General features: G+C 26.3%; 18 protein-coding genes. 15 read left to right on the top strand and 3 right to left on the bottom strand.

Features of this window, described 5'->3' with window-relative positions; all coding sequences use genetic code 11:
* Nucleotides 1-19: 19 nt before the first annotated feature.
* The 3 genes from dnaJ to D9V63_RS03125 all read right to left on the bottom strand — a co-directional run bounded on the left by dnaJ (nucleotide 20) and on the right by D9V63_RS03125 (nucleotide 3515).
* Nucleotides 20-1156 carry a molecular chaperone DnaJ gene (gene dnaJ, locus D9V63_RS00770; protein WP_158368495.1) on the bottom strand — a complete coding sequence of 379 codons (1137 nt, stop codon included), beginning with the start codon at nucleotides 1154-1156 and terminating at the stop codon, nucleotides 20-22.
* 96 nt (nucleotides 1157-1252) lie between these two features.
* A complete protein-coding gene (gene dnaK / locus D9V63_RS00775) occupies nucleotides 1253-3169 on the bottom strand; it encodes a molecular chaperone DnaK (RefSeq protein WP_158368497.1) in 1917 nt (638 codons plus the stop codon).
* Between the two features lie 199 nt (nucleotides 3170-3368).
* Nucleotides 3369-3515, bottom strand: a complete 147-nt coding sequence (locus D9V63_RS03125) for a hypothetical protein (RefSeq protein WP_187308589.1) — start codon at nucleotides 3513-3515, stop codon at nucleotides 3369-3371.
* Between D9V63_RS03125 and ndhC the strand changes: the two genes are divergently transcribed.
* From ndhC to folC, 15 genes are all read left to right on the top strand, one after another.
* Nucleotides 3451-3828, top strand: coding sequence for an NADH-quinone oxidoreductase subunit A (gene ndhC, locus D9V63_RS00780; RefSeq protein ID WP_158368499.1), 378 nt, complete (start codon nucleotides 3451-3453; stop codon nucleotides 3826-3828). The two genes, D9V63_RS03125 and ndhC, sit on opposite strands and share 65 nt — an antisense overlap.
* 49 nt (nucleotides 3829-3877) lie before the next feature.
* Complete coding sequence (locus tag D9V63_RS00785) at nucleotides 3878-4552, top strand: NuoB/complex I 20 kDa subunit family protein (protein ID WP_158368501.1); 675 nt, start codon at nucleotides 3878-3880, stop codon at nucleotides 4550-4552.
* Nucleotides 4553-4645: 93 nt separating this feature from the next.
* A complete protein-coding gene (gene nuoC, locus D9V63_RS00790; RefSeq protein ID WP_158368503.1) occupies nucleotides 4646-6442 on the top strand; it encodes an NADH-quinone oxidoreductase subunit C/D in 1797 nt (598 codons plus the stop codon).
* 31 nt (nucleotides 6443-6473) lie between these two features.
* Nucleotides 6474-6953: an NADH-quinone oxidoreductase subunit NuoE gene (gene nuoE / locus D9V63_RS00795; RefSeq protein ID WP_158369271.1), complete on the top strand. Its 480-nt coding sequence runs from the start codon at nucleotides 6474-6476 to the stop codon at nucleotides 6951-6953.
* Entirely contained in the window at nucleotides 6950-8296 is a 1347-nt protein-coding gene (nuoF, locus tag D9V63_RS00800) for an NADH-quinone oxidoreductase subunit NuoF (protein WP_158368505.1), read from the top strand. Before nuoE ends, nuoF begins: the two co-directional genes overlap by 4 nt.
* A 47-nt stretch (nucleotides 8297-8343) precedes the next feature.
* Nucleotides 8344-11067, top strand: a complete 2724-nt coding sequence (gene nuoG / locus D9V63_RS00805) for an NADH-quinone oxidoreductase subunit NuoG (RefSeq protein WP_158368507.1) — start codon at nucleotides 8344-8346, stop codon at nucleotides 11065-11067.
* The gene (nuoH, locus tag D9V63_RS00810) at nucleotides 11064-12032 is read left to right on the top strand and encodes an NADH-quinone oxidoreductase subunit NuoH (RefSeq protein ID WP_158368509.1); all 969 of its coding nucleotides are present in this window, start codon (nucleotides 11064-11066) and stop codon (nucleotides 12030-12032) included. Before nuoG ends, nuoH begins: the two co-directional genes overlap by 4 nt.
* Before the next feature lie 24 nt (nucleotides 12033-12056).
* Nucleotides 12057-12599, top strand: a complete 543-nt coding sequence (gene nuoI / locus D9V63_RS00815) for an NADH-quinone oxidoreductase subunit NuoI (RefSeq protein ID WP_158368511.1) — start codon at nucleotides 12057-12059, stop codon at nucleotides 12597-12599.
* Between the two features lie 16 nt (nucleotides 12600-12615).
* A complete protein-coding gene (nuoJ, locus tag D9V63_RS00820; RefSeq protein ID WP_158368513.1) occupies nucleotides 12616-13122 on the top strand; it encodes an NADH-quinone oxidoreductase subunit J in 507 nt (168 codons plus the stop codon).
* A 34-nt stretch (nucleotides 13123-13156) separates the two neighbouring features.
* Nucleotides 13157-13459, top strand: a complete 303-nt coding sequence (gene nuoK, locus D9V63_RS00825) for an NADH-quinone oxidoreductase subunit NuoK (protein WP_158368515.1) — start codon at nucleotides 13157-13159, stop codon at nucleotides 13457-13459.
* The gene (gene nuoL / locus D9V63_RS00830; RefSeq protein WP_158368517.1) at nucleotides 13456-15288 is read left to right on the top strand and encodes an NADH-quinone oxidoreductase subunit L; all 1833 of its coding nucleotides are present in this window, start codon (nucleotides 13456-13458) and stop codon (nucleotides 15286-15288) included. Before nuoK ends, nuoL begins: the two co-directional genes overlap by 4 nt.
* A gap of 56 nt (nucleotides 15289-15344) precedes the next feature.
* On the top strand, nucleotides 15345-16874 hold the full coding sequence (locus tag D9V63_RS00835) for a NuoM family protein (RefSeq protein ID WP_158368519.1): 1530 nt from the start codon (nucleotides 15345-15347) through the stop codon (nucleotides 16872-16874).
* Between the two features lie 6 nt (nucleotides 16875-16880).
* Nucleotides 16881-18341, top strand: a complete 1461-nt coding sequence (locus D9V63_RS00840; RefSeq protein ID WP_158368521.1) for an NADH-quinone oxidoreductase subunit N — start codon at nucleotides 16881-16883, stop codon at nucleotides 18339-18341.
* A gap of 93 nt (nucleotides 18342-18434) precedes the next feature.
* Complete coding sequence (locus D9V63_RS00845; protein WP_158368523.1) at nucleotides 18435-19373, top strand: TerC family protein; 939 nt, start codon at nucleotides 18435-18437, stop codon at nucleotides 19371-19373.
* Nucleotides 19374-19453: 80 nt separating this feature from the next.
* A complete protein-coding gene (gene folC, locus D9V63_RS00850) occupies nucleotides 19454-20701 on the top strand; it encodes a bifunctional tetrahydrofolate synthase/dihydrofolate synthase (protein ID WP_158368525.1) in 1248 nt (415 codons plus the stop codon).
* Nucleotides 20702-21063: the final 362 nt, after the last annotated feature.

Raw genomic sequence — 21063 nt, forward strand, 5'->3', positions numbered from 1 at the left:
AGCAATACTTTATAATATTTTATTTTGTTAAATCATCAAAAAATCTTTTGACTCCATCAAAAAATCTTTTTGAACGAGGAGTGTTTTTTTCGCCTCTAAATCCATTAAAACTTTTTTCTAGTTCATTTAAAAGATATTTTTGTTGTTCGTTAAGATTCACTGGTGTTTCTACTACCACTTGGCATAATAAATCACCTTGATTTCTATTTTGTACTGATTTCACACCTCTTCCTCGAATACGAAAAAGTTTTCCTGATTGTGTTTCAGATGGTATTTTTAATTTAACTCTTCCATCTAGTGTAGGCACTTCAATTTCTCCCCCTAATGCAGCCATAGTAAAATTTATCGGTACTTCACAATAAAGATTATTTTCTTCACGTTCAAAGATAGGATGTTTATTTACTTTAATTTGAATATACAGATCTCCTGATGGCGCACCATTTATTCCAGCTTCTCCTTCATTATTCATTCTAATTCGATCATTAGTATCTACACCAGGTGGAATTTTGACTGATAATGTTTTATTTTTTCTTATTCTTCCTTGACCTTGGCACATATTACATGGGTCTTTAATTACTGTTCCTTTCTCATGACATGTAGGACAAGATTGTTGAACTGTAAAAAATCCTTTCCTGATATGTATTTGACCTCTACCCTGACAAGTAGAACAGTTTCGAGGTTTAGTGCCTTTTTTAGCGCCAGTTCCATAACAAATTTGGCATTTTTGAAATGCTGGAATTCTTATTTCTTTTATCGAACCTTTTACTGCTTCTTCTAGAGAAATTTCCATATTGTAACATAAATCAGATCCTTTTTTTACTCTTTGATTTCTGTTTCCTCCAAAAATGTCACCAAAAACATCTCCAAAAATATCACCAAAATCTGAAGAACTGGTAAAAGTATTATAAGTAGTATTTTGATTATGACCGTTTTCAAAAGCTGCATGTCCATATTGATCATATGCGTTTCTTTTTTCTTCGTTTATCAAAATTTCATAAGCTTCTTTTATTTCCTTGAATTTGTTTTCAGCATTTTTATCGCCTTGATTTCTATCAGGATGATATTTCATTGCTAGTCGTTTATAAGCTTTTTTAATCTCGCGTTCTTCAGCTGATTTTGAGACTCCTAAAATTTGATAGTAATCTTTTTTTCCCATTGTTACTCTCTTTCTACTTTTAAAATAATTACACGGGCGTAGATTTTTTCTACGCCCGTGTTGGTCTTTAGATGGTTATAATTATTTGTAAAACAATTATTTTTTAGGATCCTTTATTTCTTCGAATTCTGCATCTACAATATTTTCATCTTTTTTTGATGTAGATGATTGATTTTCATTTTTTAGATTGTCTTCTGTTGTGTTTTGATGCACTTCTGTTAATTTAGACGAAATTTTTAAGAGATTTTGTATATTTTTTTCAATTTCGGATTTATTATCTCCTTTTAATGATTTTTCTAAATCATTTAAAGCTAATTTTATTTGTTCTTGATCTTTAGCATCAATTTTTGTTTTATTTTCATCTAATTGTTTTTTTGTGCTATGAATTAATTGATCGCCTTGATTACGTATTTGAATTAATTCTTCAAATTTACGATCTGATTCAGAATTTGCTTCTGCGTCATCTATCATTTTTTTAATTTCTGATTCATGGAGTCCAGAAGAAGCTTTGATAGTAATTTTTTGTTCTTTACCAGTTTTTTTGTCTTTTGCTGAAACATGTAAAATTCCATCAGAATCAATATCGAACGTTACTTCGATTTGAGCTGTTCCTCTAGGTGCAGGTTCTATTCCATCTAGATTGAATTGTCCTAAAGATTTGTTGTCTGAAGCTCTTTTTCTTTCACCTTGTAGTACATGTATTGTTACTGCTGATTGATTATCTTCTGCTGTGGAAAAAACTTGACTATGTTTAGTAGGAATTGTGGTATTTTTACTAATTAGTGTAGTCATTACACCACCCATAGTCTCAATTCCTAATGATAGTGGAGTTACATCAAGTAATAAAACATCTTTCACATCTCCTGAAAGAACTCCACCTTGAACTGCAGCTCCAACTGCAACTGCTTCGTCTGGATTAACATCTTTTCTAGGTTCTTTTCCAAAAAAATCTGCAACTTTGGATTGAACCATAGGCATTCTTGTTTGCCCACCTACTAGTATTACATCATTAATATCTGTAATAGATAATCCTGCGTCTTTTAAAGCTACTTTAAGTGGTTCAATAGATCTTAAAACTAAGTCTTCAACTAAAGATTCAAGTTTTGAACGAGTAACTTTAATATTTAAATGCTTTGGACCATTAGAATCTGCTGTAATATATGGTAAATTTACATCTGTTTGTTGTGCTGATGAAAGTTCAATTTTAGCTTTTTCTGCTGATTCTTTTAGTCGTTGCATTGCTAATGAGTCATTTCTTAAATCAATACCTTGTTCTTTTTTAAATTCTTTCACTAAATAATTAATTAATCTACTATCAAAGTCTTCTCCTCCGAGATGAGTGTCTCCATTTGTAGCAAGTACTTCAAATGTTTTTTCTTTGTCTACATCATCTATTTCGATAATCGATATATCAAAAGTTCCTCCTCCTAAATCATAAACAGCAATAGTTCGGTTTCCCTGACCTTTATCTAAGCCGTATGCAAGAGCAGCTGCTGTAGGTTCATTTATAATTCTTTTTACTTCTAAACCAGCAATTCTACCTGCATCTTTAGTGGCTTGCCGTTGAGCATCATTGAAATAAGCGGGTACTGTGATAACAGCTTCCTTTATTGTTTCTCCTAAATAATCTTCTGCAGTTTTTTTCATTTTTTTTAAAACTTCCGCAGAAATTTGAGGAGGAGCCATTTTTTTTCTTTTTACATCAATCCAAGCATCTCCATTCTCAGAATTAATTATATTATATGGCATTATTTTTATATCGCGTTGAACTTCTTCATCTTTAAATTTTCTACCAATTAAACGTTTTATAGCAAACAAAGTGTTTTTCGGATTTGTAATAGCTTGACGTTTAGCAGGTTGACCGACTAAAACTTCGCCTTCTTTAGTATATGCAATAATGGAGGGTGTAGTACGATCTCCTTCTGCATTTTCTAAAACACGAGGTTTATTGCCATCCATAATGGCAACACAAGAGTTGGTTGTTCCCAAGTCGATACCAATAATTTTACCCATTGTATTTCTCCTATTTTGATAATTGGGTTTTCAACCCTTATGCGGCCATTTTTTTGGCTTTTATTAGCGACATAGGATTGTATTTTTATAATTATCTATCAGTGTTGTGATTATTAGATGGGGTCTTTTTTTTAGTCATCAAGGTCTAACTTCAAAAAAAATGAATTTTAAATTAGTTTAAATAGGATATAACTTTGTTTTATGAAACATAATTTATTATTTTACATTTTTCATGTATATTAAATTTTTTATTTGTTGAAAAAAGTTTTTGAGGCTTTCTTATGCTGGCATCATTTGACATTAGAGAATGTTTATCTTTTTTTTGTTTTATTTCTTTTTCTTTCATTTTTTGTTTTTTTATGTTATTTGCAAGTTCGTTTTTAGGAGGGAAGTCAACATCAAGATATAAACATACGCCATTTGAATCAGGTATTTCTCCAGTTGGAGATACATGTTTACATTTTTCTGTGAAGTTTTATTTAGTTGCAATGTTTTTTGTAATATTCGATGTTGAAGCTCTTTACCTTTACGTATGGTCCGTTAGTATAACTGAAACTGGTTGGGTAGGGTTTTTTGAATCTTTTATCTTTATTTTATTTCTTTTATTATCATTGTTTTATTTAATTCGTATTAAAGCATTGAACTGGGCATATAAATAAAATATTTTGAATTCATTATATTTAAGGATATAATTTAATGAAATATAAAATGAACTACACTTTAACTCGAGCAGATGAAAAAAATTCTAATAAAAAATATCCAAAAGAGTCGAGTCACTCTGTTGTAGATCCTATAGAAAATGATTTAAAAACAAATATTTTTACAGGTAAAGTTAGCCAGTTACTTCATAAATTAGTTAATTGGGGTCGAAAAAATTCGCTTTGGCCTTATAATTTCGGATTATCGTGTTGTTATGTAGAAATGGTAACTGCTTTTACTTCTATACATGATGTAGCGCGTTTTGGATCTGAAGTTTTAAGGGCTTCTCCAAGACAAGCTGATGTTATGGTTATTGCAGGAACACCGTTTATTAAAATGGCGCCTATTATTCAAAGATTATATGATCAAATGTTAGAACCAAAATGGGTTATTTCTATGGGTGCATGTGCTAATTCTGGTGGAATGTATGATATTTATTCTGTTGTGCAAGGAGTAGATAAATTTTTGCCAGTAGATGTTTATATTCCTGGTTGTCCACCTAGGCCAGAAGCGTATATACATGCTTTGCAATTACTCCAGAATTCTATTAGTGAAGAAAGACGGCCATTATCTTGGGTAGTCGGAGAGCAAGGAACATATCGAAAAAAAATGCTTTCAGAAAAAGACAAGAAAAGAGGTAAAAGAATTGCCATTGTTAATCTTCCAACATCAGATAAAATTTAATGTTTTAAATTATGTAAAATAATATCTTAGTGTGAAGATAAAAAAATTTTAAAAATATTTAAGTTTTTAAAATCAGTCATAAATGAGAAATCCATGATCGATGAAATTTTAAGCACAAGTAATGTTGTAAATCCAAATATTAATAAAAGTAACATAAACAATTGGATTTTTAACAAATTATTTAATATCTTTGGAAAAGATTTTTGTGTTATACAAGAATCTAAAATAGGTTTTCCAATAATTTGGATAAATAAAACTTTTTTACTACAAGTTATGAAATTTTTATTTAGTTCACATTATAATATGCTTTTTGATTTACATGGTGTAGATGAACGTTTTCGATTAAATCGAGAAAATCTTCCTAAAGCTGATTTTTCAGTTTTTTATCATTTAATATCTATAAAATATAATATAGATTTGATGATAAAAGTTCCTTTATTAAAAGATGATTTGATCTTATCTACATGTACTAATTTATTTCCTAATGCTAATTGGTATGAACGAGAAACATGGGAAATGTTTGGTATTATTTTTAAAAATCATTCAAATTTGACACGTATTATTATGCCTAATACATGGAAAGGACACCCATTGCGAAAAGATTTTCCAGCTAGAGCTACTGAGTTTAAAGCTTTTTTCTTAAATGAAGAAAGAGAAGATTTAGAAATGGAAAGTTTAAGATTCAAACCTGAAGCATGGGGTATGAAACGAAAAAATGATCATGTAGATTTTATGTTTTTAAATTTAGGCCCTAATCATCCCTCTGCACATGGTGCTTTTAGGATTGTTTTGCAATTAGATGGTGAAAATATTGTTGATTGTGTTCCCGATATAGGATATCACCATAGAGGAGCGGAAAAAATGGCTGAACGTCAGTCATGGCATAGTTATATTCCGTATACAGATCGAATTGAATATTTAGGTGGTTGTGTAAATGAAATGCCTTATGTATTGGCAGTAGAAAAATTAGCTAGTATTACTGTTCCAGAAAAAGTAGAAGTAATTCGAGTAATGTTATCAGAACTATTTCGAATTAATAGTCATTTATTATATATTTCTACTTTTATTCAAGATGTAGGTTGTATGACACCGGTATTTTTTGCTTTTACTGATCGTCAAAAAATTTATGATATAATTGAAGCAATAACAGGAGCGAGAATGCATCCTGCTTGGTTTCGTATTGGTGGAGTAGCTCATGATCTTCCAGCAGGATGGAATACTTTATTAAATAATTTTCTTCAATGGATGCCTAAAAGATTAAAATATTATGTAGATGTAGCTTTAAAAAATACGATTTTAATCAATCGCTCTAAAGGTATTGCAAAATATTCGCAAAAAGAAGCTTTAGAATGGGGAGTAACAGGAGCTGGTTTACGTGCTACAGGATTAGATTTTGATGTCAGAAAATGGAGACCTTATTCTGGGTATCAAAATTATAATTTTGAAATACCTATTGGTAATGGAATCAGTGATTGTTATTCTAGAGTTATGATCAAAGTAGAAGAAGTTTATCAAAGTCTATCAATTTTGAAACAATGCTTAAATAATATGCCAGAAGGTCCTTTTAAAGCAGATCATCCTCTAACTACTCCACCTCCTAAAGAAAATACTTTAAAAGATATTGATAGTCTGATTACTCATTTCTTACAAGTATCTTGGGGACCTGTTATTCCAGCAAATGAAAGTTTTCAAATGATTGAGGCAACTAAAGGTATTAATAGTTATTATTTAATTAGCGATGGTGGTACCATGAGTTATCGAACAAGAATTCGTACACCTAGTTTTGCGCATTTACAACAAATACCTTCAGTGATTCGTGGAAGTTTAATATCGGATTTAATTGTATACTTAGGAAGTATAGATTTTGTTATGTCAGACGTGGATAGATAATTATGAATAAAAAAAAAGAAAATTAAGAGAAATTTCTACAAAATTTTTACTAAGTTCCTGCGAAATAAATGAAATAGAAAATCAAAAAAAATATTATGAAAATTATAGAGCAATTGCAATAGAAGCTTTAAAAATTGTTCAGAAAAAACGCGGTTGGGTATCTGACTTAGCTATTATTGAAATTGCTAAAATACTTAATATCAATTCAAGTGATATAGAAAGTATAGCTACTTTTTATAGTCAAATTTATCGTCAACCTGTAGGACGAAATATCATTCGATATTGTGATAGTGTAGTTTGTTACTTAACAGGTTATCAAAAAATTAAAAAAGTATTAGAAAATTATTTATCAATTAAAACAGGTTATACTACTGTAGATAAACGATTTACTTTATTACCAATTTGTTGCTTAGGAAACTGTGATAAAAGTCCTACTATAATGATCAATGAAGATCTTCATTCTAAATTAACTCCAGAATCTATACCAAATTTACTGGAATCATATAAATGAATAATACAATTGTTCGCTTAGAAGAAACTCATCCATTAACATGGAGAATGCGAGATGACAATGAAACTGTTTGGATGAAAGAATATTGCAGTAAAAATGGTTATTCTGCTTTTCAAAAAACCTTATCTGAAAAAACACCACAAGATGTAATTAATTTAGTGAAAGAATCAGATTTAAAAGGAAGAGGTGGAGCCGGTTTTTCTACAGGTTTAAAATGGAGTTTAATGCCAGGTAATATTAATAATAAAGAACATCGTTATTTATTGTGTAATGCTGATGAAATGGAACCAGGAACTTACAAAGATAGGTTATTAATAGAACGTTTGCCTCATCAGTTAATTGAAGGAATATTATTATCAGCTTTCGCTATAAGAGCTACTCGTGGTTATATTTTTTTAAGAGGTGAATATGTTAAAGGCGAACATATCTTAAAAAAAGCTATACAAGAAGCGATGGATTGCGGTTATATTGGCGTAAATATTTTAAATAGTGGTTTTAATTTTGATTTATTTTTACATACTGGAGCTGGTCGTTATATTTGTGGTGAAGAAACAGCGTTGATTAATTCATTAGAAGGTAGAAGAGCCAATCCTAGATTTAAACCTCCATTTCCTGCAACTTTTGGATTATGGGGTAAACCTACTTGTGTTAATAATGTTGAAACTTTATCTAATGTTCCATCTATCTTATTACATGGTTCTAATTGGTATAAAAAATTATCTAAAAATTCTGATGCTGGAACAAAGTTAATGGGGTTTTCAGGAAGAGTTAATAATCCTGGTGTTTGGGAGTTACCTTTTGGTATAACTGCGCGTGAAATTTTAGAAGATTATGCATTTGGAATGGAATCGGGTTTATCTTTAAAAGCGTGGCAACCAGGTGGAGCAGGAACAGATTTTCTTACTCAAAAACATTTAGATTTATCTATGGATTTTAATACTATTTTACAAGCAGGAAGTCGTCTAGGAACAGCGCTTGCTATGGCTGTAGATAATAAAACTAATATGGTTGCACTTGTGTATAATATAGAAAAATTTTTTGCTCGTGAATCATGTGGTTTATGTACGCCTTGTAGAGATGGATTACCATGGATTGTAAAAATATTACATAGTTTAAAAAATAAAGAAGGACAAAGTAATGATATAAAAAATTTAGAACAGTTATGTTTTTCTCTTAGCCCAGGAAAAACATTTTGTGCTCATGCACCTGGGGCAATTGAACCATTGCAAAGTGCTATAAAATATTTTCGTTCAGAATTTGAAGATGGAATTAATATAAAAAAATTCAATTCGAATAAAAACATTATCGGAATTCAGTCTAATAAATTTAATTTAAATGTTTAATTTTTAAATATAAAATTTGTTTTTAAAAAGTTTTGGAATTTTCTATTATGTCTAAAATTTATGTAAATCAAAAAAAATACTATGTAAATAAATCTCATAATTTACTACAGGCATGTCTTTCAATTGGATTAGATATTCCTTATTTTTGTTGGCATCCTAAATTGGGTAGTATAGGAGCTTGTCGACAATGCGCGGTAACACAGTATAATAATTTGTCAGATTCTCAAGGACGATTAATTATGTCTTGTATGACTCCTATAATAGATGGATCTATTATTTCAACTAATGATTATACATCAAAAACATTTAGAAAAAATATAGTAGAACTTTTGCTAATAAATCATCCGCATGATTGTCCTGTATGTGAAGAAGGTGGTAATTGTCATTTACAGGATATGACCGTGATGAATAAGCATCATATTCGCAATTATCGATTTTTGAAAAGAACACATAAAAATCAATATTTAGGCTCTTTTATTAAACATGAAATGAATCGTTGCATTGGATGTTACCGTTGTATTCGATATTATAAAGATTACGCAGATGGCAAAGATTTAAATGTTTATGGTACTAATAGTAATATTTATTTTGGTCGTATAGAAGATGGAATCTTAGAAAACGAGCATTCAGGTAATTTAATTGAAATATGTCCTACTGGAGTTTTTACTGATAAGACACATTCCAAACAATATAATCGAAAATGGGATATGCAGTATGCTCCTAGTATATGTCAAAGTTGTAGTATAGGTTGTAATATTAGTATAGGTGAACGATATGGTGAAATACGTCGTATAGAAAATAGATATCATCAACACATAAACCATTATTTTATTTGTGATTTAGGACGTTTTGGATATTCACATAATTATTTAAAAAACCGACCCAAAAATCCTTCTTGTATTACTCATAAAAAATTAAAAGTATTAAGTTTTAATGAAGCAATAAAAGAAGCAGTAAATTTTTTTCGACGTTATAAAAATATTATTGGTGTTGGTTCGGCACGTGCTACTATAGAAAATAATTTTGCATTGAAAGAGTTAGTTGGAGAAAATAATTTCTCTCATGGAATGTCTCTTAAAGAAGAGTCTTGTTTAAAGCTGGTTTTAAATGTTTTTAAGAACAATGATTTATATATTCCATCTTTAAAAGAAATTGAAGATTATGATGTTATTTTAATTCTTGGAGAAGATTTAACACAAACATCACCGCGTATTGCATTAGCAGTGCGGCAAGCTATTAAAAACAAAGCTAAAGATATAGCTGAATTAAATGGAATACCGAAATGGAATGCAAACGTTGTATCTAATATTGCAGAAAATCATAAAAATTCTTTATATATTACTTATACACATGAAACTAAATTAGATGATATTTCTGACTGGTGTTATTTCGCACCAATTCATGATCAATCAAAATTTGGCTCTGCAATTGCATATAATTTAGATAATAGTTTACCATCTGTTAAAGATTTAAGTTCGTTTTTACTTAAACAAGCTGCTGTTATCTCAAAAAAATTACTTAACGCAAAAAAAGTATTAATTATTTCTGGTACAAGTTCATTTAGTACATCTATTATAAAAACAGCTATTAATATAGCAATATCTATTAAAAATAAAAAAATAAATCATATTGCTCTTACTTTTTTAACATCTTGTTCGAATACATTAGGATTAGGGTTACTTGGTGGAATTTCCATAGAACAAGCATATCAGAGATTAAGCCAAAAAAAAGCAGATGCTATTATATTTATGGAATACGATTTATATCGTTATTTTTCTCAATATGATTGTGAGAATTTTTTAAGAAATAAAAATAATGTTTTAGTAATAGATCATCAATACACTAACACTTATAAAAATGCTTCACTTAATTTACCTTGTTTAAATTTTTCAGAAAGCTCTGGTACAATAATTAATTTTGAAGGTAGAGCGCAGCGTTTTTTTCAAGTTTATGATCCAATGTTCATTAATCAAAAAAACTGTCTTTATGAAAGTTGGAAATGGTTGCATTTGATTCATTGTAAATTTTTAAATAAAGAAATATCTTGGTTGAATTTAGATGATGTGATTACTTCATATAGCAATAAGTATCCTATTTTTAAAAAAATAAAAACATCTTTACCAAATGCTGATTTTCGAATAAATCAGCAAAAAATAGCTCGCTCTCCTAATCGTTATAGTGGTCGAACTGCTTTAAAATCTCATATTGATATTCATGAACATTCTCAACCTCAAGATGTTAATACTATGTTTTCTTTTTCTATGGAAGGTTTTAATCAGCCCAATAAATCACTATCATATATTCCATTCGCTTGGTTTCCTGGCTGGAATTCACCACAAGCATGGAATAAATTTCAAGCAGAGGTTGGTGAAGAATTGATCTCTGGAGATTCAGGAGTTCATTTATTTAAAGATAATAAAAAAATTAAGGATATTTATTTATCTTTTAAAATAAATATTAAAAAAAAATATTGGTATATAATTCCATATTATCATATTTTTGGAAATGAAGAATTAACACAGTATTCATCTATTATTCAAGAAAATATAATTATACCATATGCGTTGATAAGTGAATTAGATGCAATAGAAATAGGTTTAAAAAAAGATTCCACAATAGAGTTTGATTGTTTAAATAAAAATTTTTGTTTAAATATAAGAGTATCTAAGAATTTACATAAAAAACAAATTGGATTGCCTATAGGAAGAAAAGGTTTTCCTATTGATTTAGTTGGAAAAAAAATTAAATATATAAGAGAATTTATTAAATGACATACTTTGGAATAGAAATATTAGAAATATTTTTAGGATTTTTTAAAATAATATCATTTGTTATTTTATTCATATTTTTTTCAGCAATGTTAAGTGTTTTTGAACGTAGATTATTAGCATTTTTTCAAAATAGACATGGTCCTAATCGAGTTGGTTATTTTGGTAGTTTACAACTGTGTGCAGATATGATTAAGATTTTATTTAAAGAAGATTGGGTTCCGAAATTTAGTAGAAAATTTATTTTTATCTTATCTCCAATTATATCTTTTGTTTCTTTATTATTCGTCGTTCCAATAATTCCATTTATTCCAAATCATCCTATAATTAACTTAAATATAGGAGTATTATTTTTTTTAATGATGGCCGGTTTATCTGTTTATTCTATCTTATTCGCTGGCTGGTCGAGTAATAACAAATATGCTTTATTAGGAGCTATTCGAGCTTCTGCGCAGACTTTAAGTTATGAAGTTTTTTTAGGATTATCCTTAATGGGAGTTGTTGCTAAATCGGGATCGTTTAGAATTATTGATATTATAAATAATCAAAAAGAAATTTGGAACATCATACCTCAATTTTTAGGGTTTTTATCTTTTTTTATAGCTGGATTAGCTATTTGTCATAGACATCCTTTTGATCAACCAGAGTCTGAACAAGAGTTAGCTGACGGTTATCACATTGAATATTCTGGAATGAAATTTGGTTTTTTTTTCATCGGAGAATATATCTCAATTGTTACAATTTCATCATTAATAACAGTAATGTTTTTTGGCGGATGCGCTGGTTTAGGAGGACCTAGTTTTTTTTGGTTTTTTTTGAAAATGATATTTTTTATTATTTTATTTATTTTGATTCGAGCTTCTTTACCAAGACCTAGATATGATCAAATATTATCTTTCGGATGGAAAATATGTTTGCCTATGACATTATTAAACTTGCTTTTAACAGCTTTTTTTATATTAATCTAAACTTTACTAAAAGAGATTGTATTGATGAACTTAAAAAGAATTATTGTTGCATTTTTTACGCAAATAAGAAGTATTTGGATGGTTTTCATAAATATATTTTCTAAGTCTGAAACTAAATTATATCCAGAAGAAAAAGTTTATTTACCACCTAGATATCGTGGACGTATTATATTAACAAGAAATAAAAATGGAGATGAGCGATGTGTTGCGTGTAATTTATGCGCAGTAGTTTGTCCAGTTGATTGTATTTCTTTACAAAAATCTGAAAAAATAGGTGGTCGTTGGTATCCGGAATTTTTTAGAATTAATTTTTCTCGTTGTATTTTTTGCGGTTTGTGTGAGGAAGCTTGTCCTACTGCTGCGATTCAATTAACTTCTGATTTTGAATTATCAGATTTTAAAAGGTATAATTTAGTTTACGAAAAACAAGATTTATTAATTTCTGGTCCTGGCAAATATCCTAATTATAATTTTTATCATTTTTCTGGTGCTCTTATTAGCGGTAAAAAAACAGGCGATCTAGATACAGAATCATCACCTGTCAATGTTAAGACTTTATTGCCATAGAAGAGGAGATGATTAAATGAATTTCGCTTTTTATACATGTTCTTTTATAGCTATAATTTCCACATTATTAGTAATTATTCAAAAAAATGCAGTTTATGCTTTACTCTATTTAATAGTTTCAATTTTATCGATATCAGGTATTTTTTTTACAATTGGAGCATTTTTTGCAGGCGCTCTTGAAGTTATTATATACGCAGGTGCAATTATAGTTTTGTTTATTTTTGTCATTATGATGTTAAATCTTGGAAGCAAAGATGATATAAAAGAAAAAAAATATTTACATCCTATTTTTTGGTTGATACCAAGTTTTTTGACTTTAATTCTATTTCTATCAATGACATATGTTATTTTTTTTCTTAAAGAAAAAAAAATCGAATTTTTTTTTATGGATACCAAAACTATAGGTATTAATTTGTTTGGTCCTTATTTATTGCTGGTTGAACTTGCTTCTTTTCTTTTATTATCTGCTTTAGTTGTAGTTTTTCATATTGGCACTGAAAAAAAAATAAATCAAAAAAAATAATCATAACTTCTTAATTTAATAAGGATAACGATTTATGATTTCTTTGTTTCATGGTTTATGTTTATCATTAATATTATTTATTTTAGGTTTAACATCTCTTATAGTTCGTCGTAATATGTTATTTATATTAATGAGTTTAGAAATAATGATCAATGCAGCTGCATTATCGTTAGTAATAGTTAGTACATATTGGAAACAACCAGATGGTCAAATAATGTATATTATTGCCATTACATTAGCTGCATCTGAAGCTAGTATAGCATTAGCATTGTTACTTCAATTATATAGAAATAAAAAAACATTAAATGTTAACTTGTTAAGTGAGATGAGTGGATGAATATTATTTTCTTGATAATTTTATTTCCATTATTTAGTTTTTTTATTTTATCTGTGACACAAGGAATATTGTCTAAAAGAAATATAGCTGTTATAGGAGTTGGTTCAATATTTTTTGCATTTCTTATCACTTTTTTTTACAGTATTATTTTCATTAATCACTCTTATCAATTTTGGTTTCAAAAGTTATGGTGCTGGATAAATATTGATACATTGAAAATAGATTGTAATTTAATTTTAGACGGTTTATCTTTAAGTATGTTGGGAGTAATTACAGGAATAGGTTTATTAATACATATTTTCTCTATCTGGTATATGAATAATAAAGAAGGTTATTCACGTTTCTTTGCTTATACTAATCTATTTATAGCAAGTATGTCTTTATTGGTATTAGCAGATAATTTAATACTTATGTATATTGGATGGGAAGGAGTAAGTCTTTGTTCTTATTTATTAATTGGATTTTATTATAAAAGTATTGATAATAATAAGTGCGCTTTAAAAGCTTTTATTTTAACACGCATTTCAGATATATTTTTAATCATTGCAATTTTTTTAATATTTCAAAAATACGGAACTTTTGATTTTCAAAAAATAAAATTTTTATCAAATTTTATCCGTGTAGATAACTCGATTATAAATTTTATAACATTTTTTTTGTTAATAGGAGTAATTGGTAAATCAGCGCAATTTCCTTTACAAACTTGGTTATCAGATGCTATGGTGGGCCCCACCCCTGTTTCAGCTTTAATTCATGCCGCGACTATGGTAACAGTAGGTATCTATTTGATAGGAAGAATGTATTTTTTATTTTTATTAACCCCAAATATATTATATATTATGAGTTTTATTGGTGTTATAACAATATTACTTTCGAGTTTTTCTGCATTAGTTCAGACAGATATAAAACGTATTCTTGCATATTCTACTATGAGTCAAATAGGATATATGTTTTTATCGTTAGGTGTGCAAGCATGGTCCGCTGCAATTACACATTTAATTACACATGCTGTTTTTAAAGCATTACTGTTTTTGTCTGCTGGTTCTTTAATTATTTCTTGTAAAAATGAAAAAAATATATTTAAAATATCGAAAATAACTATAAAATGCCCGATTTTATATATAAGTTTTATTTTTGGAGGAGCATCTTTAATTTCATTTCCATTAATTACATCTGGTTTTTATAGCAAAGGTAATATTTTATATAGTGTATTACAAAGTGGTCATATTAATTTGTTTTTATTTGGTTTATTTGGTTCATTATTAACATCTATTTATACATGTAGAATGATTTTTGTTTTGTTTTACAAATGTAGTTTTTCTAATTTTTTAGGTAAGAAAAGATTAGCACATAATTTTCCATTGTTCGTTTTGTTAATACTTTCTAGTATTCTCGGTATTTATATTGTACCTTCACTATCTTTTGTATTTCCTATATTTAAATATTCGATAAATGAAAAAATTTTATTTGAAATTGTATCTAGTTCTGTATCTTTTTTAGGAATTTGGATTGCATATTACTTATGGGTGAAGAATACAAATTTTATTGGTAAAATATTAAAATTAAAAATTTTTCGATCTATACATTATTTTTTATTAAATGGATGGTGTTTTGATTCGTTATATAATTTGTTTTTTGTTAATTCATATTTATATATTTCTAATATTTTATTTTCTGATCCATTTAATAAAATTAATATTTTTTTTATTAATATGATTAAAAATTTTAATTTAATTTTATTAAAAACTGTTAATGGAAATGTAAAATGGTATATAGAATCAATGATATTAGGAGTAAATTTAATTTTTATATTAATTTTATTTTCATAAAAAATTAACTGATTAATTATATAAAATTTTTTATAAATTATAGGAATATATCTCTGATGTTGCTTTCTTTATTAGTTATCATTCCATTTTTTGGCAGTATTATCTCTTTTTTTTCTTTTAAATTAAAAAAATGTATTCCGCGCTATATTGCGATACTAAGTATAGTATTAACACTTTTAATTTCTATTAAAATGTGGTTTTTTGGAGATTTATATACGTATCAAATAAATTATTATCCTAATTGGCATCGTGAATTAATACTAAGTTGGATCCCAAGATTTGGAATTGAATTTCATTTAGCTATTGATAGTTTTTCGATCATCATGTTATTTCTAACTTTTTTTTTAGGAATTATTGCTATTTTATGTTCATGGAACGAAATTAAAGAAAACGAAGGATTTTTTTATTTTAACTTGATGTTAGTTTTAACTGGAGTTATAGGAATTTTTATTGCTTTTGATTTGTTTTTGTTTTTCTTTTTTTGGGAAATTATATTGGTTCCAATGTATTTTTTAATTTCACTATGGGGGAACGATAAAAAAAATAAAACGAATGCGATACATGCTGCAAATAAATTTTTTATATATTCTCAAATATCTGGTTTAATAATGTTAATATCAATTTTTTTATTAGTTTTTAACTATTATCAAAATACTCATATTTTAACATTTAATTATAATTTATTGTTATTTAGTTCGATTAATCCGAATATAGAATATATTGTTATGTTAGGTTTTTTTATTTCCTTTATTATTAAAATACCTATTGCTCCATTTCATGGATGGTTAGCGGATTTTCATGCTGAATCTACATATTGTGGCGCAGTGGATATAGTTGGAGCTTTATTAAAAACTGCTCCTTATGCACTTTTACGTTATAATATGACGCTTTTTCCCAATACAATAGAAAAATTTGCTCCTATTGCAATGTTCCTAGGTTTATTTAGTATTTTTTATGGGGCTGTACTTGCTTTTTCTCAAATAAATATTAAACGTTTAATTGCGTATGCTTCTATTTCTCATATGGGATTGATTTTGATTGCTGTTTATAGCAATAGTGAAATTGCTTTTCAGGGAATAGTTATACAAATAATATCTAGTAGCTTATCTACTTCTGCTTTATGTATTATATCAGGTCAAATTTATAAATATTTTAAAACTCAAAATATTCTTAAAATGGGTGGATTATGGTCCAATATTTATTGGATTCCTGCTTTTTCTTTATTTTTTGCTTTAGCAAATTTAGGGCTACCAGGAACAGGAAATTTTATTGGTGAATTTTTAATTTTATTTGGAATTTTTAACACATATTCGATTGTTTCTATTATTGCTATAATAAGTATTGTTTTTTCTTCTATTTATTCTTTATATATGATTCAAAGAATTTATTATGGTTCTTCGCAAAAAAATTATTCAATAATTTTTCCTAATATTAAAGAATTTGGAATATTAATAATTTTAATCTTTGCATTATTTTTTCTAGGTTTAATACCTCAAAAAATATTAAATATTTCGAAAGATACTATATCTTCTATATACTATTTTCAAAAAAAATTTGTGAATTCTATTTCAAAAACAAGGTTATAATAACAAATGATAATAAATTTACGAGAATTAATTGCTTTATTGCCTTTTTTGATTTTAATAGCAGGTTTAGTAATAGTTATATTTTCTATTTCTTATAATCGAAATCATTTTTTCATTGCTATATTAAGCATATTTATTTTAATTACAACATTTCTTTCATTATATTTTTTAATTTCAATTGTTCCTATAAATATTACTATTTTATTTAATATTAATAGGTATTCTATTTTTTATATTGCTATTATTTTAATTTCTAGTATTGCTACTTGTGTTTTTTCATATTCATGGCTATTAAATTATCCTTTTAATAAAGAAGAATTTTATTTACTACTCCTTCTTTCAACATTAGGTGCAATTTGCTTAACTGTTTCTAATAATATGTCATCAATATTTATTAGTATCGAATTAATGTCATTACCCGTTTTTGGTTTAATCGCATATTCAAATTATGCAAATTACGCTTTAGAAGCGTCTTTTAAATACCTGATTTTATCGGCTATATCTTCTTCTTTTCTATTGCTTGGTATTTCTTGGATATATGTTATTTCTGGAGATTTAAGCATTTCCTCTATTCATGGTTATTTATCATTAACACCTAATAATGAAAAATTAGTTTTATTGTTTGGAATAGTAATGGTGTTATTTTCTTTTTTATTTAAATTATCGTTAGTTCCATTTCATTTATGGACATCAGATATTTATCAAGGTACACCTTCTTCAATTTTATCATTTTTTTCTGTTTCTGGAAAAGTAGCTCTTTTTAGTGTGTTATTAAATATATTTTCATGTAATTTTTTTGAAAATAATACAATGTTATATGTACTATTATCATTAGTAAGTATTTTTTCGATATTATTTGGTAATTTAATGGCTATTTTTCAAGTGAATATGAAAAGATTTTTTGGATATTCATCAATATCGCAATTAGGTTATTTATTAATTGTGTTACTTGCTTTAAAAAACAATTACATTTTTTCTTTAGAAACAGTTATTATTTATCTATTTAATTATTTGTTTATTAACATATCATATTTTGGTATTATTAATTTGTTTTCCCGTTCATCTAATGATTTAGATTTAATTAATTCATATAGAGGATTGTTTTGGTCACAACCTATTTTAAGTTCCATTATGACGCTTGCTTTACTTTCTTTAGCTGGAATTCCTATAACTCTAGGTTTTATTGGAAAATTTTATATTTTATCTATTGTAATAAAAAACCATTTATGGTTAATTGGATTAAGTTTTTTATTTGGAACGATATTAGGTTTCTACGGTTATTTTAGATTAATTATTAATTTGTATTTAAAACCATCAAATCAATTATTAATTAATAAAAAACTTATATTTAATATGTGGTGCATTGATACTCCCTCTAAAATTTTAATATTATTTTCTGGAATAATGTTATTAATATTAGGATTATTCCCGCATCCATTAATATATTTATTCAATTTAACTGCATAGTTTATACTTAATAAATAATATATGTTATTTTAATGAATTGATAAAAAGTAAACAGTTTTTTAAATAAATTTTAATTAAATAAAGAGAGATTTAATGATTAACTTTTTTTTAACTCCACTGTTATTTGGGGGGATTTTTTTTTTAATTTTAATTAATTTTTTTTTTAAAAAATATAGCTTTACAAATAAAATAAAACAATTTTTTTTTCTAAATCGTTTGATTTTTGGTTATTGTATTTCTTTTTTTTTGTTTATTTCTATATTTTGGTTTGTAATATATAAAATTAGTGGAATTAATATTGCGAATAAAAACATTATTTGTTTTATAACAAGTTATTTATTAGAAATTATACTTTCTATAGATAATATTTTTATTTGGTTTTTAGTTTTTAAATGGTTTAAGATACCAATTATTTATCAAAAAAAAGTTTTATTATGTGGATTACTAGTAGGTTTGGTATTACGTTTAATTTGTTCTTTTTTTGGTGTTTTTTTACTCTCTAAATATCATTGGATTTTGTATTTTTTTAGTATTTTATTTGTATTGATAAGTTTAAAAACACTTTTCATACCAAATAAAATAGAGGATAAAAAAAATATAAGCCTATCTTGGGTTTATAAAATATTTAGAATAAGAAATGATACTGAATGCAAAAATTTTTTTTTAAAAATAAATAATAAAATATTTTTTACTCCTTTATTTTTATCTTTAATTTTTATAGAATTTAGTGATATTATCTTTTCAATAGATAGTATACCTGCGGTATTTGCTATCACTGAAAATTTATTTATTATTTTAATGTCTAATATTTTTTCAGTTTTAACTTTAAGATTTATGTATTCATTCATAGCGCCCATGATAAATAAATTTCCTATGATAGAATATGCTTTATCATTAATATTAATGTTTATCGGATTTAAAATACTATTTGAAAAATTTATAACTATTTCAACTTTGCTTACTTTTAGTATTATATTAATAATTTTAATTATTACATTTGTAGTTAACATTATTTTTACTAAAAACAAATGACATCCTAGCAATTATTGATATTTAATGTTTTTAAAAATTTATATAAATATATAAAATTTTTTTTAAAATAAGCTGAAAATATGTGTAAAAAAAATTTTTCTTTTTCTATGTGGATTAAATATTTAGAAAAATTAGAGAAAAAAAATCAAATTAATTTAATAGATATCAAAAATATTGCAAAAAAATTAAATTTATTAAATTTAAAATCTTTTTTTTTTACTATCGGAGGAACTAACGGTAAAGGTACAACCTGCGCTATGTTAGAGAGATTTTTATTAGATTCAGGCTATACAGTTGGTTTATATACCTCTCCACATCTTTTAAATTTTAAAGAACGTATTAAAATTAATGGATTATATCTAAATGAAATGCAATATATTGAAGCTTTTTATACTATACATTCTGCCAAATTCAATTATTCTTTAAGTTATTTTGAATTTATTACATTGACAGCTTTATTTTTATTTAAACAATATTCATTAGATGTTGTTATATTAGAAGTTGGTTTAGGCGGAAGATTAGATGCAACTAATATTATAGACTCAAATATATCTATAATTACTAATATCGGTATAGATCATACTTCTGTTTTAGGTATAAATCGATTTAGTATAGCTCGTGAAAAAGCAGGAATTTTTAGAAAAAATAAAATTGCTGTAATTGGAGAAAAAAATCTTCCAAATTCTCTATATCAAGAAGCTCAAAAAAATCAAACAATATTAAAAATAATTCATCAAGATTGGCATTGGAAAGAATGGAATAATAGCTGGAGTTTCACTCATCCAAATATAAAACTATACAACTTGCCGATTCCTAAAATACCATTACCAAATGTCGCAATTGCTTTGTCAGCATTGTTTTATTCTAATCTTAAAGTTAATAAAGCAATACTAAGTAATTCAATATCTGAAGTGCAATTACAAGGTAGGTTTCAGATTATCTCTTATTCTCCTATTGTGATTCTTGATGTTGCTCATAATTCTCATGCTTCTTCATATCTTGCTCAAAAAATTAATCAAATGGATATACAAGGGAAAATATATGCAATATTTGGTGTTTTTAAAGACAAAGATATTTTATCCATTATTTCTCCGTTAAAAGATAAAGTTTATTATTGGTATGTATCTATTTTGCCGACAGATCGAAGCGCGACTATTAATCAGTTGAAAAAAAATTTACCTAATCAAAATGCATTTTTTTTTAGCAGTGTTTATCATGCTTGGAATGATTTAAAAAAAACATTAACTAAAAAAGATATAGTGTTAGTTTTTGGATCTTTTATGACTGTTGCGGAATTTATTTCTATCAAAAATAAAGAAATAAAATGATAATATAATAATATTATTTTTGGAAAAACTATGATTTTAATAGATTTTATTGTTCTTATTATTATTTTTTTTTCTGTTTTCTTAGGAATATTAAAAGGTTTTTTAAAAGATTTTACATCTACTGTATTTTGGATTTTTTTTGTTTATTTTTTTGTTAATTATGTATATTTTAGTAAATTTTATCCTAATATTTTCTTAAAAAATGAAAATTATTTAGTAATTTTAATTATTATTGTTTTTTTTTTATTATTAAAATATTATTAAATTTTATTTCTAATAAAATAATTAAAAAATTTAAATTGTTATATATTAATATAATTTTAGGAAGTATATTTGGTTTATTTCGTGGAATAATATTAATC

The organism is Buchnera aphidicola (Aphis nasturtii) (assembly GCF_005083345.1).
GTDB lineage: Bacteria > Pseudomonadota > Gammaproteobacteria > Enterobacterales > Enterobacteriaceae > Buchnera > Buchnera aphidicola_R.